14 protein-coding genes and 5 pseudogenes are annotated in these 15,242 nt (G+C 57.7%); 1 reads left to right on the top strand and 18 read right to left on the bottom strand.

The annotated features are described in order from the left end of the window. Positions 1-1,817: 1,817 nt before the first annotated feature. The 12 genes and pseudogenes from MA07_RS09830 to MA07_RS30095 form a co-directional block, all read right to left on the bottom strand. Positions 1,818-2,087: a hypothetical protein gene (locus tag MA07_RS09830; RefSeq protein WP_036350018.1), complete on the bottom strand. Its 270-nt coding sequence runs from the start codon at positions 2,085-2,087 to the stop codon at positions 1,818-1,820. 450 nt (positions 2,088-2,537) lie between these two features. Next, a complete protein-coding gene (locus MA07_RS09820) occupies positions 2,538-3,206 on the bottom strand; it encodes a response regulator transcription factor (protein ID WP_036350014.1) in 669 nt (222 codons plus the stop codon). 772 nt (positions 3,207-3,978) lie between these two features. Beyond that, positions 3,979-4,350 (bottom strand): annotated as a pseudogene (locus MA07_RS09815) (response regulator); the annotation flags it as partial. 203 nt (positions 4,351-4,553) lie between these two features. Next, the gene (locus tag MA07_RS09810) at positions 4,554-4,853 is read right to left on the bottom strand and encodes a hypothetical protein (protein WP_036350013.1); all 300 of its coding nucleotides are present in this window, start codon (positions 4,851-4,853) and stop codon (positions 4,554-4,556) included. Between the two features lie 45 nt (positions 4,854-4,898). Continuing rightward, positions 4,899-5,486, bottom strand: a complete 588-nt coding sequence (locus MA07_RS09805; RefSeq protein ID WP_036350011.1) for a DUF1643 domain-containing protein — start codon at positions 5,484-5,486, stop codon at positions 4,899-4,901. 62 nt (positions 5,487-5,548) lie between these two features. Beyond that, complete coding sequence (locus MA07_RS30815) at positions 5,549-6,109, bottom strand: hypothetical protein (protein ID WP_244445216.1); 561 nt, start codon at positions 6,107-6,109, stop codon at positions 5,549-5,551. A 70-nt stretch (positions 6,110-6,179) separates the two neighbouring features. Continuing rightward, positions 6,180-6,335: a hypothetical protein gene (locus tag MA07_RS30100; protein ID WP_160195417.1), complete on the bottom strand. Its 156-nt coding sequence runs from the start codon at positions 6,333-6,335 to the stop codon at positions 6,180-6,182. 471 nt (positions 6,336-6,806) lie between these two features. Beyond that, positions 6,807-7,145 carry a hypothetical protein gene (locus MA07_RS09790; protein ID WP_036350004.1) on the bottom strand — a complete coding sequence of 113 codons (339 nt, stop codon included), beginning with the start codon at positions 7,143-7,145 and terminating at the stop codon, positions 6,807-6,809. A 745-nt stretch (positions 7,146-7,890) separates the two neighbouring features. Then, positions 7,891-8,115, bottom strand: coding sequence for a hypothetical protein (locus MA07_RS09785; protein ID WP_036350002.1), 225 nt, complete (start codon positions 8,113-8,115; stop codon positions 7,891-7,893). 42 nt (positions 8,116-8,157) lie between these two features. Next, positions 8,158-8,592, bottom strand: a complete 435-nt coding sequence (locus MA07_RS09780; RefSeq protein ID WP_036349999.1) for a low affinity iron permease family protein — start codon at positions 8,590-8,592, stop codon at positions 8,158-8,160. 61 nt (positions 8,593-8,653) lie between these two features. Beyond that, positions 8,654-8,923: a hypothetical protein gene (locus MA07_RS09775; RefSeq protein WP_036349998.1), complete on the bottom strand. Its 270-nt coding sequence runs from the start codon at positions 8,921-8,923 to the stop codon at positions 8,654-8,656. A 240-nt stretch (positions 8,924-9,163) separates the two neighbouring features. Continuing rightward, positions 9,164-9,592: a hypothetical protein gene (locus MA07_RS30095; RefSeq protein WP_160195416.1), complete on the bottom strand. Its 429-nt coding sequence runs from the start codon at positions 9,590-9,592 to the stop codon at positions 9,164-9,166. Positions 9,593-11,037: 1,445 nt separating this feature from the next. Here MA07_RS30095 and MA07_RS30090 point away from each other — a divergent pair. Next, entirely contained in the window at positions 11,038-11,538 is a 501-nt protein-coding gene (locus tag MA07_RS30090) for a DUF1236 domain-containing protein (RefSeq protein WP_052003015.1), read from the top strand. An 86-nt stretch (positions 11,539-11,624) separates the two neighbouring features. Here the strand turns inward: MA07_RS30090 and MA07_RS09760 are convergent, their stop codons facing one another. From MA07_RS09760 to MA07_RS30805, 6 genes and pseudogenes are all read right to left on the bottom strand, one after another. Then, complete coding sequence (locus MA07_RS09760; RefSeq protein ID WP_052003014.1) at positions 11,625-12,278, bottom strand: outer membrane protein; 654 nt, start codon at positions 12,276-12,278, stop codon at positions 11,625-11,627. Between the two features lie 311 nt (positions 12,279-12,589). Then, a pseudogene (locus MA07_RS30810) lies at positions 12,590-13,336 on the bottom strand (phosphatase PAP2 family protein). Positions 13,337-13,750: 414 nt separating this feature from the next. Next, positions 13,751-13,978 (bottom strand): annotated as a pseudogene (locus MA07_RS28820) (GapR family DNA-binding domain-containing protein). A gap of 107 nt (positions 13,979-14,085) precedes the next feature. Continuing rightward, positions 14,086-14,364 carry a hypothetical protein gene (locus tag MA07_RS09745; RefSeq protein WP_036349992.1) on the bottom strand — a complete coding sequence of 93 codons (279 nt, stop codon included), beginning with the start codon at positions 14,362-14,364 and terminating at the stop codon, positions 14,086-14,088. Between the two features lie 154 nt (positions 14,365-14,518). Then, positions 14,519-14,820: pseudogene (locus MA07_RS09740) on the bottom strand (HU family DNA-binding protein). Positions 14,821-14,992: 172 nt separating this feature from the next. After that, positions 14,993-15,175 (bottom strand): annotated as a pseudogene (locus tag MA07_RS30805) (helix-turn-helix transcriptional regulator); the annotation flags it as partial. Positions 15,176-15,242: the final 67 nt, after the last annotated feature.

Here is a 15,242-nt window from a genome sequence, read left to right as displayed (position 1 = left end):
GGCGACTTCCTGGAAATGTATCGGGCGCGAGGTCAAGGCGGCTCAGAGCGCGGACCATGAACATGCCGTCGCCAGCGCTGGGGTCGACGAGCCTGCCGTCGGCATCGGGCCAGCCGATCCGGTCGATCAGGACTTCCACGACGGGTTCTGCCGTATAGAGGGCAGTGGCAGCATGGAGGGCTTCGATAGCAGGCGGAGAGATCGCCAGCCGCGTCAAAGAGATCGAGCATTGTGGATGTTGCCTCGTCTACGGGCCGTGCTATGTATCTGCAGGCTTGGCTGATGCACATTCTGGGTTTTCCCGAGACCTGTGTTCAAGATGTCAGGTCCGCTCCCGATCCGCTTAGAAAGAATCTCTTATCCATTCCCCGATACGGTCCATGCCGATACGCGGGACATGGTTGTTTCTCAGATGAAGAAAACATCCCCATCTTTCACATTCGAAGTAAAACGCTCCAAGTTTTCCTCTCACAAACCGTCTTCATTCGAGCGGTTTGTTGTGGAGCCGAAGCAAAAGCTATCGTCGCCAGTTGCACGTCTTGCTGACAGGGAATTGTCGCAGGAGAATAGAAAAAAGCCCCCCGCGGTAGAACGCAGGATTCTGGAGAGCTTACCGAGGCTGCCTCTCGAGCCCCAAGTTGCGGCCCCTGCTGAGGAGCCCACTGAGGCGGCAGAGTCGGCACCGGCGCCTGTGATTAGACGCAAGCGCAAAGTTGCGCCCGTGATGGCTGCCGAAGAGAGGGCGGCACCGCCGGCGGAGCACATCGTCGAGAGCGGTCGAGTTGCCGCGGAGACGGGCATAGTCATCCCCCTTCGGCTGTCGAGATCCACACGTAAAGCGGCAGCAGTCGACCAGTTGCCCCGTGGGGATCGGTGGAAGCGGCGTTTGCCCAAGGCGGCATGGTAAGCGGCAATCTGGGCCGTAGGCGGTTCCAGAGCGAAGGCAAGTGGCGGACAGCTACGACTTCTTCGCTATTGCGTGGGTATGGCTGGCCTGTAGTTTCACCCCCAAGGAAAAAAGGCCGCTCGAAAGCGGCCCGAAGTTCAGGGAGGAAACGCCCAAGAAGGGCTGCAGCACAGCAACGTCAATCGCTGTGCTGCACTGCACAATATAGTTCGTGCCTAAACGGCACGCAAGAACACTGGGCAGCACGGCTGCCCTTCATTTTTTGCAGGCCTCGATTTTTATAGCAGGGATGTCTCACCCTCACGGACAGCCGCGATCATCCGTTGACCATCGGCCGTACCCATCCAAGTCTCAGCTTCTGCCCGGCAGGCGAACCGCTCCGGACATATTTTCGGCGTCAGCTTCCCGCGAACCGGGACGATCACACGCCAGGACCGCTTTAGCTCCATCGCATATGGAGCAGGATGTTCTTTAGCCATTGGATCTTCCCAACGGGAAACTCACAGGGACGCAGTCGCCAGGCCCAAGGTTCATGGCCATGGATGATCTGCATGGGAACAATCCGCCGATCCCGATTAGAATGAGGTTAACAGCGCCAGGACGTGTAATAGGAACCGCAAAGAGGGTATTAAGACCGCGGTCTTGGTTGCAGGCCGGAGGGTCGGTCATCATAATGGCTATCTGTCAAGCCATGAGACAATAATGAGTTTAAGCAAGTGTCTACTATTCGGAAGTTTGCCAGAGGACGAGTCGATCAGAGAGGAAATCGCCCAGTCATCGCAGGCTGCTGCTGCGGCATTCACTGTCAGGGCGCCCGCTCATAGAAGACGCCGGCATCGAGAGCTTCTTCGACGAACTGCTTGAGCTTCTGGTCACGAACCTGTGCTTTGGAGGTCATCGGTGGTGATCCTTACGTGGCGGAGCCCTGCCCCGAGGAAACGGCGGCCTGGGTGTAGCAGGCCGCAATGCGGAGGCAGGCAGCCTGAGCGTTGCCCTCGTCCGGCCATTCGATCTCCTCGGTCGGATGCTTCTTGTGCCACTGGGCGTACCCTTCGACCCTGAAGGTGTTGGGCCTGCCGTTGCGCTTCTTAACCTCCCGATAGGTGGCATCGATGTGCTGGTTGCTCGTATCGAGCAGAGCCTTGCGAACGTCGTCCTTGCGGATCCAGGTCAAACCCATGGATGCCTCCCTGTTTTAGGCCGTTGGCTGAATGGAGAGTTTGTAGTCGATTACTTCCGCAAAAGGGCTCAGCCTTGCTGACGTCGATCGTGACGACATCGCCGGCAGACCGGTACTTGGCGGCCTTGTCGAACCAGAGCCAGTTGTCGCCCGTGAACTGGACCGCATTTGTCTGGAGCTTTTTCACCTGGCGGATGCCATAGCATTGAGGGCGCGTTTGCGGGGTTTGGCCGTTCCTCGCCATGACGTCGTTGCGGAGCGTCTCGATGGAGGCTCTAGGGATGGCGAGGAAGCGCTTGAAATCCGCAAGGGTGCGAACATTCACATCAGGCATGTTGACCTCATGACAAGCAAAAGCGCCGCCCGAGGTGGTTCGGACGGCGCTCGCAAGATTTGTTTGGGGTTTTGGATTCTGTCGTTCCTACAGGAACAGATCAGTTGAGGATAAACTCAGCCCAGATAGGTGTAGCCTTCGAACCGCTTGGCGAGGATCGGGTCATACCCGAGGCGCTGCCGCAGCTTCTTACGCAGCTTGCTGATATGGCCTTCGACGACGGTATCGGAGACGCCGGTTTCGTTGACGTCATAAACAGCATTGAAGACCTGTGTCTTCGTCACAGAGCGGCCGCGGTTGCGGTGGAAGTATTCGAGAATGCAGAGTTCGCGCCGGGGCAGGATCAGTGGCATGCCGTCGATCTCGGCATCCTGACCGTTGTTGTAGACACGAACCCGGTCAGTTGAGGCCACAGGCTGGCTCTCCCGGTGACGGCGCCACACGGCCTCTGAGCGGGCAAGAATCTCTTTTACGTGGATCGGTCTGCGGACGACGTCGTCAATCCCGGCGGTCAGCAGTTCAAGCGTTTTCTCGAGCGAGCGACTTTCGCTGAAGGCTATGATCGGGGCGGGCGTGCGCTCCCGAATCCTCTTTGCGAATGTGACCGGGACTTCACCTTCGTCAATCAGGAAGCCGCGGACGTCGTTAAGGTCCGTCTTGGATGGCTCTTCAAGCCATGTTTGGAAATCGTTGGAGAACAAGCCCATCGAGGGGATGCCCTCATGCTGAAACTCAGACACATAGGCAGCCGCAGCCGATTGCTGCGAAGCAACAACGATAAACATATTAGTAATGCCCCGACCCAGAGAAACATTCGAACGCCACGATGTCTATTCTCCGGCTCCTGTAGATCATGAAGTGATCTACAGTTCCGTTGGTCTTCATTGTCGAATAGAACGTGTGCCCGTCGCTGCCGTCGTGATTCTTTCGAATCAACTAAGCTTGCCTGAAGATGTCGTCACAGTTGGCTTGGGTCAATTAGGTAAGATCCGCACAAGACACCCTTCCGGAGTGGTGTTGTATTTCGACGACAGAACAGGTGGTTTTGGCAATCAAAGTTAACGAATACTTAACGGAGTTATTGCCGGACGAGCGTCAGCTTGCCTCATTCCTGAAATAAAGCTCTTACCAGCGGGGTTTGGCGCTCGCATGGCATGAGGCCCGAACAGGACCAGTCGGACGCCTTGGGGCGGCTGTTTGTCAAACCAACCCTAGGCATACAGACTTGGATAGGTATGCGGACTGCGCTATATTGAGGTCCGGAGTGGGATAAGGGCTTTTGCCCCCTTTCCGTTTCCTAGACGATCTAGAATTGGACCCGGAACCGCAGCCGCCAAGCTGTCCGGGTCCTTCTCATGTCTAGGGCAAAGCTAATGGGTAGAAACCACATGCTTTGTCCTCCCTTTGAGGGCGGAGCCGTCCGCATCCGTCTAGGTGGCTCATCCTCCTAGATCGCGCCGCTTGGCTCGGCACTGCTGCTTTCGCCCTCAAGACTTTGTGTTTGATGTAACCAATTCCCTTGCCGTTCTGTAAACTGCGCAACGGAGCGTACCCGAGTACGGCGCTCACTTTGGCCCGAAGTGTCTCGGCATTGAATGGTTTGACGATATAGTTATCGACGCCAGCCTGCTTGACTGCGATCACGTTTTGAGTTCTGGCCTCGGCGGTGACCTTGATGAAAGGCACTTGCTTAAGTGCGGGGTTGGCGCGGACCTCCTAGAGCAGCTCGAACCCAGTCATGGGCGCCATGTTCCAGTCAGAGAAAACGAGCCCATACTGCTTCTCTCGGAGCGTGCCCAGTGCCTCACAGCCGTCCTTAGCCTCGTCCACGTCTGTGAATCCGATCTTCCTGAGAAGGTTGCGGATAATCCGGAGCATCGTCTGATAGTCGTCAATGATCAGAACTGAAACGGAGGTATCGAGGGCCATGGCGTTTCTACTCAACTCACGCAGGCTGGATCACTAGCGGAGATTCATTCAAAGACGGTGGCGATTGGCCATTCCTCAGGCTGAATACTTTGGATATGGCCGACGACAGCATTGATCGGTCCGTGCGGGGTCTCAACCTGAAACACATCGTCAGAATGGTAGTCGATCGGGCTGAACTTCGTCTCGACGACAGCCACCTTCAGCTACTGGAGCAACGGTGAAGCGGTCTCGATGCGGCAGACCTCCCCCTCCTCCAGCACGGCAACAGCCTTGAGTTCAGGAACAGAATGCTCGGCCAGCGTGCAGAGGTAGCCAGTCTCGCCGGCATCATCCATTTCCTTGTTCAGGGCGGCGAGCTCGTCCCGCCAGTTCTCGACAGTCACAGTCCGGCTGTCATCGCAGGACTGAACGAAGTCGGCCGCCACAGTCTCAGCCTCAGTCTGGTTATAGAAGGGCTGAACCGTATCGACCCCGGTCAGGAGGGTCCAGAACTTGGCAGCCATATAGAGAGTCCTCATGGCGGGAGGGGTGAACACCGAGGCGCTGCCTCAGACAGCAGGCTTCAGCTTTGGAACGTACGGGACCGGCTTTGTATCGCCGGCAATGTAGAGGGGATGTCCGGCGTTGCCGTTCTTCGTGAGCTTGAGGCACCACAGGCTACGCCCGTCGTCGACCAGCGCCTGACACACGGCGTCGGCGTAGTGCTGGAGGGACGGGTGAATCGCTCCAAAGCCGAGAACAATCATGGCGGCGCGGCCGGCCTGATCCCGGATGGCTGGGAGGTTGTATTCGCTGCAAGGAATGACGCCGGAATCGCGCAACCGCTTCTGCTCTGTCACACAGTAATCCATGACATTGCATTTGACATAAGACGTATAACCCCAGCGGCGAGTGAACTCCTGCTCCCGGGCTACCGTGGGATCGTCGACATCAAATCCGGCGACGCTTGGGTTCATTCCGATCCAGAGGACGAATGGCGCGTTCGGATTGTCCGTCCAGCGGCGCGTCAAGATGGGCCGGTAGCGCAGGTTGTCGTAGAAGACAGCATCGGCAACGACGTCAGGTTTGAGCCGAAGCCGGCTTTTGCCTCCGGCGTCGTGGAGCTCATCTGAGGGTGCAGGCTGAAGAGGCAGCATTTGAATTCTGATTTAAGAATTTAACTGCCTTGTTATAGCACCCTCCAGGTGGGATCGCCTATCTAGCGTCGCGATTTGACCTCCTGCCGGATGCTGTCGGCGAGTTTATCGGTTGGGTTGATGACCTCTGACATACCCGAAGCGATGTTGATGACCACGATCTGACCACATCGGAGGGCATAGGTGTGAACCGAGCCGTCGCGCATCAGGAGCCGCGGGAAGGCCTTCTCAAAGCGAACGCCGATTGCGCTGGTCAGGTGGGCGCCCTCCGGCAGATCCGGGCCTTGGATGGTCAACGCAGGCTCCTTCGCCCAACGCTCGAGGGTCCGGTAATCCTTGACCTCAGGCAGGTACTCGCGCTCGGCATCGAAGATCGCTACGCCTTGTAGATCTTCAACCGGGAACGCTGCCATGGCCGTTGTCGGGTACCTGGTGACCAAGCGGCCCGCAGCCCGCCGCAGCCTCTCATAATAGCTCTTGAGGTCCTGGGAGCCGATGGCATTGCCTCCATAGTAGCAGAGCACCCGACCATCCTTCTCCTCTGTCCCGACGATCCCGCTTCCGGGCAGGACAAGAGCGGCGGCCGAGGAACCGTGCTTCGGGACATAAACGTGGAGCAGCATGGAGAGCCCTTGATGCTGTGATTCCATGACAAAGGGCGGCCTGATCGCTCAGACCGCTCTTTTGGGTGCGTTAGCGCCACTGGGTCGGGCGCTGGCTCTTCCAGGAGCGTTCGTTCTGGCGTGGGATGTCCGACCAGTAGGTCGGCAGGCTGCGCTGCCGCCGGATCCGGCCAGGACGAATGCCAAGCTCTCCGACTTCCACCCTGTCCGCATCGTGCCAGGTCATTGCGTTTTGGTACGAACGACGCGGATGGAGGTCCCTCGATGGCCGCGCCGGCGGCGGATACCGGGCCAGGGGCCGGAGCGGTAGGCGCCCTCGGTGAAACGGGTCTGGACTGCAGCCTATAGAACAGGTCCAGGACCTGCTCGCGGGACACGACATCGCCCAGGCACGTACGGACGATGAGGTGCCCTACCCGGTCCGTGCTGCGGACGCCGCTGATGTCGACACGAGTTTCGTTGGGAAAAATGGTCGTCAAGGACGTCGGACAGGAAAAAGCCCTGCTCACGGGCGGCTCGTCCAAGAGCCAGGACAGCATCTTCAAGGCTGTCGTAGGTCCAGATCTCCTGAGCGCGGTTGATGATGCGGACTTGGAGCTGGAATGGGGTAGTGCTGAACACGGGTGTTCTCCGTTAGGGGTGGACCTAACGGAACCCGGGCATGTTCTCGTGCCGGAACAAGCCCATCTGGCTCTCCTTATGCTGCGATGGCGGTAGCCGGAGGGTCTGTGTCGCCCTCGGCGAGAAGCTCGACGGCCCTTAGATCCCGCAAGACAGCGTCGACCTTTGGGCGCGGAAGCCCGTCGGACGATGCAATCCGGATGGCCATCAATGAGAGGATGGCTGGAACCGGTCTGCCGTGGGAGGTGAGTACATAGCGGGCGTTGACGATGCCCTCGCTCAAGAGATCGAACTCGTGATCGCTCAAAAGAATCATGTCGGCATCGGCGCTCGTGCGTGCATGCGCCGTCTCAAGAGCGTCGATGGCGCTCAAGATGTTGATCGCTGCTGTGACGGAGTCGGTGATGCTGAACATGATCCTCGCAGTTCTTTCTGGGGTTTTGAATAGTCACCCTTCAAACGGATTAGTCGTCCTAAGCGGCTACTACCCAGGTGCCATGACAATAGGATTGCGGCACCCCGATCCATCATGGTCGGGCGGTGTTGCGGCAAGGCCGAAGGGATGAAAGTCAGATGAACTCTTTAGATCGGCTGACGGGGTAAAGAAGAAATTAACAGCCGAAGAAACTTCGACATGAAAGGTGCGGCGTGACGTACCAGTGGTCATTTCGGCTACTCCGGATCATGTGAGAGGAGAAAGGAAAAGCGCCCCCGATCAGGAAGCGCTTTTCAAGTTCCTGGATCGTTGGGGCAACCGGTGAGCCAGAGACCCGGACAACACCGACGAACGGCTCAGGTTCCGAGCAGAGGCAAAGAAACTCTCCCAAAAGGGTGTCCTGTTCCAGTCAAGGCTGGTCCTTGAGTCAGAGCCTCCCGTGGGGGTAAACACGGACCGGGACCGCGCCGACGTCTGCTAAGATCCTCGACGCGGCCTTTTTCTAATCTCTGGTCAGAGCCCCAGGTGCCATACGCCCACGGCGAAGATAATCACTTGTCCAACATAAATCGTGGCCGTGACGCGTGTTTCAGCGTCGAGCTTCAAGCCCTTCATAATGAGCAACTCCCTTGAATGCAGGTTGCTCTAGACCTGTCGACTTAATGGCTGCTTACCCGCCGGCCTCAAGGAATATGGTCTGTGGATCGGCGTTGATAGGTCATCGCTAGGTGCCCTGGAAAGCTCTGCGGGCTCTGTCGCGCAACTCATCTAACTCATCCTGGAGGGCGTTGATCTGCCCCTCGATCTCCTCGAAGGAGACGCATTCCGACGTGATGAACAGTCGCCCGTCCTCGCCCTGGGTGTAGCGCAGGAGAGCAATTTTGACGACAGCCGGATTGTCCGGCGTTCCTGGCCTGATGTCGAGTTCCAAGGCTCCAAGAAGGTGCATGATCGATGTCCCTTTCTGTTTTGCTCGTTCCTTTGACCAAGCTCATACATCGGTTGCGCGATCTGCAGCTTGCCGCGCCCTGCGGTTGGCGTGTGCTTCCGCCCGATCGGCTGCCATTGCCGCGTGGGCCCGGGCCTCACAGGCGTTGCGGATCTCGCTGAGCTCGTCGGGGGTGAGGTTTTCGATTCCAATGAACGTGTTCTGAGCAGCCCTGGTCCGAATAAGCTCATCGAGTTTGGCTTGGATCGCGGCGCCGTCCCGGTTTTGTGTGTTCTGAATCAGAAAGACCATCAGGAAGGTGACGATGGTCGTTCCGGTATTGATGATGAGCTGCCAAGTGTCGGAGAACCCGAAGATCGGGCCAGTTACGGCCCAAGCGATGATAACGAGCAGGCACAATAAGAAGGTGGTCGGGCGCCCTGCTGCCTGCGCCACCTTTCCAGCAAAATCTGAGAAGCCTTCGACACCCGCATTGATGCCTAACCGCAGAAGCTGCGATTAGTTTCCTCTTTGGTCGGATGGCCTGGCAGCGAGGGGTCTACATTTGCTGATCCAAGAGGTTTGATTCGAGACTGCTTGAGGCGATCTCAAAGTATGGGATCATCAGGAGCGGTCGCAGGTCCTCGCTCATGATCTCAATCCGGATATCGGCGCTATACTGGGGAGGGAGATGAGCCCAGTTCCCCGACAGGCTTGCCGCTATCTTCAAAGCCTCTGCCTTTGCAGTCGCGATGTCAGGGAGTTCAACACCCTCCGGGTCTTCGGTTGTTCCAAAATGGCTTCTTAGATCAATGTAAAAGCGCGGCATACCTGAGTGCTGCCTGATCCGGGAGAGGGAGATTGCCCCCTCACCCTAAAAATTGCTGCCTGTGAAGAATAACCAGGATCACGGTTGTTCGTTCTGAGCCGGGACCTTCTACTTTGGGTGAGATCCAACAGGATTAAGTTATTGGCAAATCGATTAAGAGCACAGTTCGTGCTTTCGACAGCACGCGACGAACAACGCCCTCGGCGCGGGTGGAGCCAAGGGCGTTGAACAAGTCAGCTGTCAAAATGGCTTAGCGCCTTCCACCACCGTTGCCGCCATTGCCGTTGTCGCCATCTCCACCGCGGCCTCCACCATTGCCCTGACCACCACCGCCACCACGGCCACCGTTATCTCCACCACGGCCGCCACCATTGCTGCCGCCGTTGCCAGCGGGACCATCAGCATCGGTGCCATCGCCGTTGTTGGAGCCGCCTGGATTGGATGAGTCATTGCCATCAGGATCGTTGCCATGGCCGTTGTTGCCATGACCGCCGGCGTTCCCGTTACTGTTCCCGCCATTACCACTGGCACTTCCATTGCCGGAGCCAGCGTTGCCTGACGCACCACCCGAACTACCTGCGTTACCCGTGCCGCTGTTGTTGCCGCCAGAGTTGCCGCTGTCTGCGACTGCCCCTCCGCGGCTCGGGCCTGCACTGCCGACAGTGCCAACCGCACCCGCTCCTGCCGTACCAGTGGTGCCCGTCCCGAGAGTGCCAGACCCCGGCAAGGCAAACCCTGAGCCAGCCACAGGTCGGGTGGCGATCGATCCGGTCGTGGAGGCGTTCTGGTCCCAGCTATTCTGCCGTTCGATCCGGCGCGACGCCTGGGGGCGGATGGTGCAACGGCACACCTCTTGACCCTGCACGACGCGCAGGCGGCAGTTGTGGTACATGCCAGGTTGGGCCACCGCCGGCACGCACTGCTGGCCGGATCTGAAGCTTTGAGCGGAGGATGGGGCAGAAAAGGCCAGGAACAGGGCAGCACTGGACAAAGCAACAGCGTGCGAACGCTTCATGGGTTCACCTACTAAACTCAACATCATGTGAAAAGACTGAAGAACATCAGCCTGTATGTGGATGAAGACGCATGTGTGCGGCTAAGGTTCCTGCTTGCGTTTGAGCTAAAGCTTGTTGGGTAAATCAACTGTAAATCGGGCGCGGCCCTGATTGCGGCTTTGGGGTTCAGCTAGAACGCCGTCTGTCTGTTGGCGGAAAGGAGAAAAACGAAATGACCATGCGGTTTATTCCTTCGCCGCAGAAAAATAAAAGCAGGGACATCACCGGCGCTTTTCACGTTGATCTATGCACGTCCAACTGCGGCCCCCCGGTCCTCCAGCGCTGCTGGACCGCAAACCGAGGAGCTTCGTTGGACCCGTCAACATCAGAGATTCATCTGAAGGAAAGCGTTCAATGCGTCACACTCTGTTCACAACAGCCACCGCCATCGCCCTAATCCTTGGAACAGCCCCTGCTCTGGCGCAGTCACAGGCTCCAGGCTCATCGGAATCCGCTCCCGGGCAGATCAAGCCACCGGCGACGTCGACGGAGGTTCCAGGTAAATCCGAGAGTGCTCCAGGCCAGAGCCAGAACCGACCCAGCGCCTCGTCCGACGCTCCGGGCAAGTCGGAGACCGCTCCCGGACAGAATCGTGGATCAACCGCTTCCTCTGGATCCTCGTCGGAGCAACCAGGCCAGATGCAGCGTCAGGGGGCTTCTTCACAAGGAAGTTCCAGCACATCATCCGCGACTTCGTCGGAAAAGGCTCAGCAGCCGACTGCCGCAGGGGCGGGCACAGGTTCCCAGGGTTCAACCCAATCCTCGGACAGCCAAAAGCGTCCGCAGCAGGGCTCTTCGCAATCGGCAACCGGCTCGCAGGACACTCAGCGCACAGGATCGAGCGCGACCAACAGTGCAACTACGGGCACGTCCCAGCAGCAGAGCACGCAGTCGGGATCGGCAACTAGCACACAGCAATCGGGTTCGACGGCGCAGCAAGGATCGACCACGCAGCAGAGTGGATCTGCCGGAGCGTCGGCTAACACCTCGACGACTGAATCTTCATCCAGCACTGCATCAGGTGCTACCGCCAACCTGAATACCGAGCAGCGCTCTGAGGTGACGCAGGCTTTCAGCAGCACCAACGTTAACACAGTGTCCAACGTGACCTTCAACGTGTCGGTCGGTACGACCATCACGGATGAAGTTCGCCTCGCTCCACTGCCCGCCGATGTAGTTCGCATCGTGCCGCAGTACAGGAACTACCAGTATGTGGTGGTGCGCGATGAGATTGTGATCGTCGAGCCCAGGACCAAGAAGATCGTGGAGGTGATCCACAAATCCGGAGGGTCGCGCAAGTCAGCCTCGGTCAGCCTGAGCAGTGAACAGCGCAAGAAGTTCAGAACGTCAGTCGAGACTACTGGATCGACACGTCAGACGACCTCCAAGGTCGAGATTCGCGAAGGTGTGACGCTGCCGCAGGATGTGGAGATCCTTGAGGTCCCGCAGACGGTCATCAGTGAGGTTCCGGAACTCCGGACTTATCGGTATGTGGTGATCGGCGATGAAGTTGCGTTGGTCGAACCTGAGACACGCCGGGTCATCGAGGTGATCGAGTAAGTCGCCTTAGCGAGATGACGCAATCGCAAGCATGGAAAAGGCCCGGGACATTCCGGGCCTTCTTTATGCCTGAAAAGATGTCTCTCTTAGTACGAACCGAAGCGGAAGTTCAGGCCCGCGCGCACCACACCGAAGTCGGTCTCGTTGTCGAAACCGACGATGTCGTTGTCGTCGCCATCAAGGCTGACGTACAGGCCTTCGATCTTGGCCGAGAGGTTGTTGGTGAAGGCGTATTCAAGGCCGCCACCGGCGGTCCAACCGGTCGAGTCATCAGCAAAGGCGAAGCCGCCGGTGCCGTAGATAAGGGCCTGGCCAAGCGCCACACCAGCGCGAGCCCGCACCGTGCCGAACCAGTCGCTGGATTCGAACACGCCATCCTCTTCGCCGTTGTTGTCGAGGTCGAAGGCACCTTCACGGCCGAAGTCGGCGTACTGAATGTCACCTTCGAGGCCCACCACAAAAGAGCCGATCTGGTAGTTGTAGCCGATCTGAGCGCCGCCCACGAAGCCGCCGTCGTCATCTTCATCAGCAAGGGCGATGGTGTCGTTATCGTCATCGCTCCAGCCGTAGCCGGCGTTCACGCCAGCGTAGAAGCCGGTCCAGGTGAAGATCGGCGCCGCGGCAACGAACGGAACAGCCGGAGGAGCAGCGCGCATCGGAAGGTCGGCAGCCGAGGCAGCAGAGACAGCTGCCGTTGCAATGGCGGTGGCAGCGAGAAGGCGAAGAGCAAGGGTTTTCATGAGCAATGCATCCGTCGTGGTAGAAGAACTGACACTATTTATGGTGCTGCCGATGAGATTGGCTATGACATAAATGCCACGGCGCGTCTGTTGAGTAGGTTTGCTTAATGAATTCTAAATGCGATCTCGCATGTTATTACTTGAATAAAGGCCAGTTTGACTCGAAGGGACCCGCGTGCCTTACTCTTCTTGTTTTCGGAGATCTCCGAAGGCGAGGAGAAACTGGCCCTGCCCTCTCGGGGGCAGGGTTTTTTATGCGCTGTGCGATCAGGCTGTTGATTCGATCAATGTGTCGAACAGGCTACATCGCTTTAGACACCTGCGAGTTTTGGAACAGTCGCAGGAAGGGCCAGAGCTGCGTATGAACTTCGAACCCTGTTCAAGAGGGATGCGGCTGTGGCGATTGAGATCGCCGCCAGGACCATGCTAGCCAGCACATCGGTTAGGAAGTGGCTGCCGTGAAGAGGCGTTGCCGAGAGCATCAAGATGTTGAGTATCAGGCCAGGATAGCGAAGGTAGGGTATATGCTAGACCGACCAGGCGAGAGGTACCGCACTGGCGGCATGGAAACTGGGAAACGTCACAAGTCCGGTCGGCGCCAGCCGAGAAATATTGATGATCGCGCCGTCACGCACACCAATGATTTCCGGAACAGGGAGGCTGGCGACCCGCACCGCGATGTCGGGGTGCTGCGTGGGATCGACGGCATAATACTCATAGGTACCGAGAGCCGGAAACAGGCACGCCACTGTGTAAGTGACAATGAGGGTCAGGAAGAGAGCGATCGTCGAGATGTGCAGGGCGCGGAACCGGCAGAGAGCGGCGAGGAGGATAGGGATGACGACGGACTGGAAAGCTGCCGACATATAGATCCCATACGCGACAGCCGTCAGGACCGGGTGCGCATGGGACCAGGCGAGCATCGCAAGCCAATCGAAGCCGAGGATGGCGTCACCTTTCGCAAGCAGATGATCCCAGAACGGGAGGTCCCTTGACAGGCAACTGATCAGATGCCCCAAATCCCCGAATGCTATCGCAGTCCAGGGGCCCAGCGCCACCGTAAAATACAAGCAGGCCATTCTCGGTCGGTACCGTCCAGGCAGGCTGTAGAAATCGCGCCGGCCGTCGGGATGAGGCCAAGGACGGCAAGGGCCACCTGCAGGGCATGATCAAGCTCCCGCGGTGTCACGGCGACCACGACAAGCCGGAAGAGGATGACAGCTAGGCACAGAGCCCCCGCTAGGAGCATCCCTAGAACGATGTCGCTGGGATCTCTGTCACCGCCTACGCCGGCGACACAAGCGAGCTTGGGGTCGGGTCCCGATTTCATTTGCCCTCCGAAGGTTTGCAATTTTTCGTCTCGCCGAAATACAAGAGGACGACGGCGGGCCTCACCTCGTCCTCTTACGGATTTCATATAAATGTATAGCTCAAGCCTATTATCCGACCATACCAAGTACCTTCATGTATAATTACAACACGGCCTCTTCCTCCATTGGTTCTGAATGGCCTTTCTTCCGCAGTTCTACTAATTTCCGAAGAACCTTCTTATCGAAGCCGTTTCTAGACGCTTTAGCGTAGACATCCTTGATTTATGAATCAATTCCAATACTCTCTTCTTCAAGCCTTCCAATACGTTCTATGGACGCTTTTAACTGATCGTCTGCTATGAAATATGTGTTGAAAGCGGCGTCGTCCATTTCACGAATCGTCCTGGTTTGGCGTGATTGATGCACGAATTATAATTCGGAGCGATCAAAAACTAAATCAGGAGCTTGGAAGCGCGGCCCGGTTTTCACTCGTGGCGTTAATGCGGATTTAGAAGCGTTCTCCGGTCGACTGGCGGCACCGAAACAACAGAGGCATCAAGGCCGGCAGAGTGAACCCGCTGCGCCGCAAAAATATGAACCCAGCTCGTCATGAGATGCACATCGTCCGAAATGAGAAGCTCGACCAGAGCGAGACCTTCGGCGATACCCTGCAAGTAGGCTTCGTTGATCGTATCGCCGCGACCCGCAGCATGCTTCCCGAGATAATCGGCAACTCGGGCTATGCCTGTAATCTTCTTATGGTTGTAGTCTTTCACGCGGGGTCTCTGGGCAGCAAGGAAGGCTCGACCGCTTGGCGCGCGTTGAGCCCTATCAATTGGCCCAAATCATTACCGTTTGGTTTTGGACATCTCCGCTATCGGACAGATCGGGAAACAGTCTTCAGCAGGGTTAAGGAAAGCTTGGCGGTATTCAGGACTGTTTCGAACGGGAGCGCCGCTTCGTGTTAAAGGAAATGCGGAGCGGCGTCGCCAGCTTGAACTTGATGTTCTTTGAGGTCGCAATCTTGATGGGCCCGCCCGTCCGTGGTTCCCGGCCCAGGCGGGCTGACGCTCGGCCACCTTGAAGTTGCCAAACTCTGAAATGGAGACTTCGCCGCCCTTCTGGATCGTCTCGACCATGGAATCGAAGACAGTGTCGACGAGCTCACGCGCAAACACCTTGGTGAACTGATAGTCCTCGGCGAGCTTCTCAACCAGCTGAGCCTTGTTCATGACATTCCTCTCGGATGGCTCTCGATGCCTCCCAGATGGGAATATTTCTAGATCGTCAAGGCTCGGCCGGCTCCAGTACGATCTCCCGTCGGCGTTTCTGGGGCTGAGGTTGGGGGGCATCGGGCAGTGAATTCACGAGTTCTCCGAACGCAACGAGGTCCATTCCGGCGACCTCGAGCACCTTGGACAAGGTCTCAGTGGACGGCCAGCGTTCACGCCCATCCGGGCTGGTTCGCTTGGACGCGTTGAAGGTGGTCGCATCCAAGCCGCACTTCCGGGCAAGGCCCGATGCGGTCAGGCTGCAATTTTCGGCAACTTTATCAATCGCTTGCCAAAGCTTCTTGTGAGTAAGCATCATGTAAAATCCGCACGCAACAGCCGGCTAATAACCGGCGGGCCCGAGTTGATACAGGAAGCTTTTC

Source organism: Microvirga sp. BSC39 (assembly GCF_000739015.1).
Taxonomy (GTDB): domain Bacteria; phylum Pseudomonadota; class Alphaproteobacteria; order Rhizobiales; family Beijerinckiaceae; genus Microvirga.
This window is presented reverse-complemented; position numbering and strand designations above follow the sequence as displayed.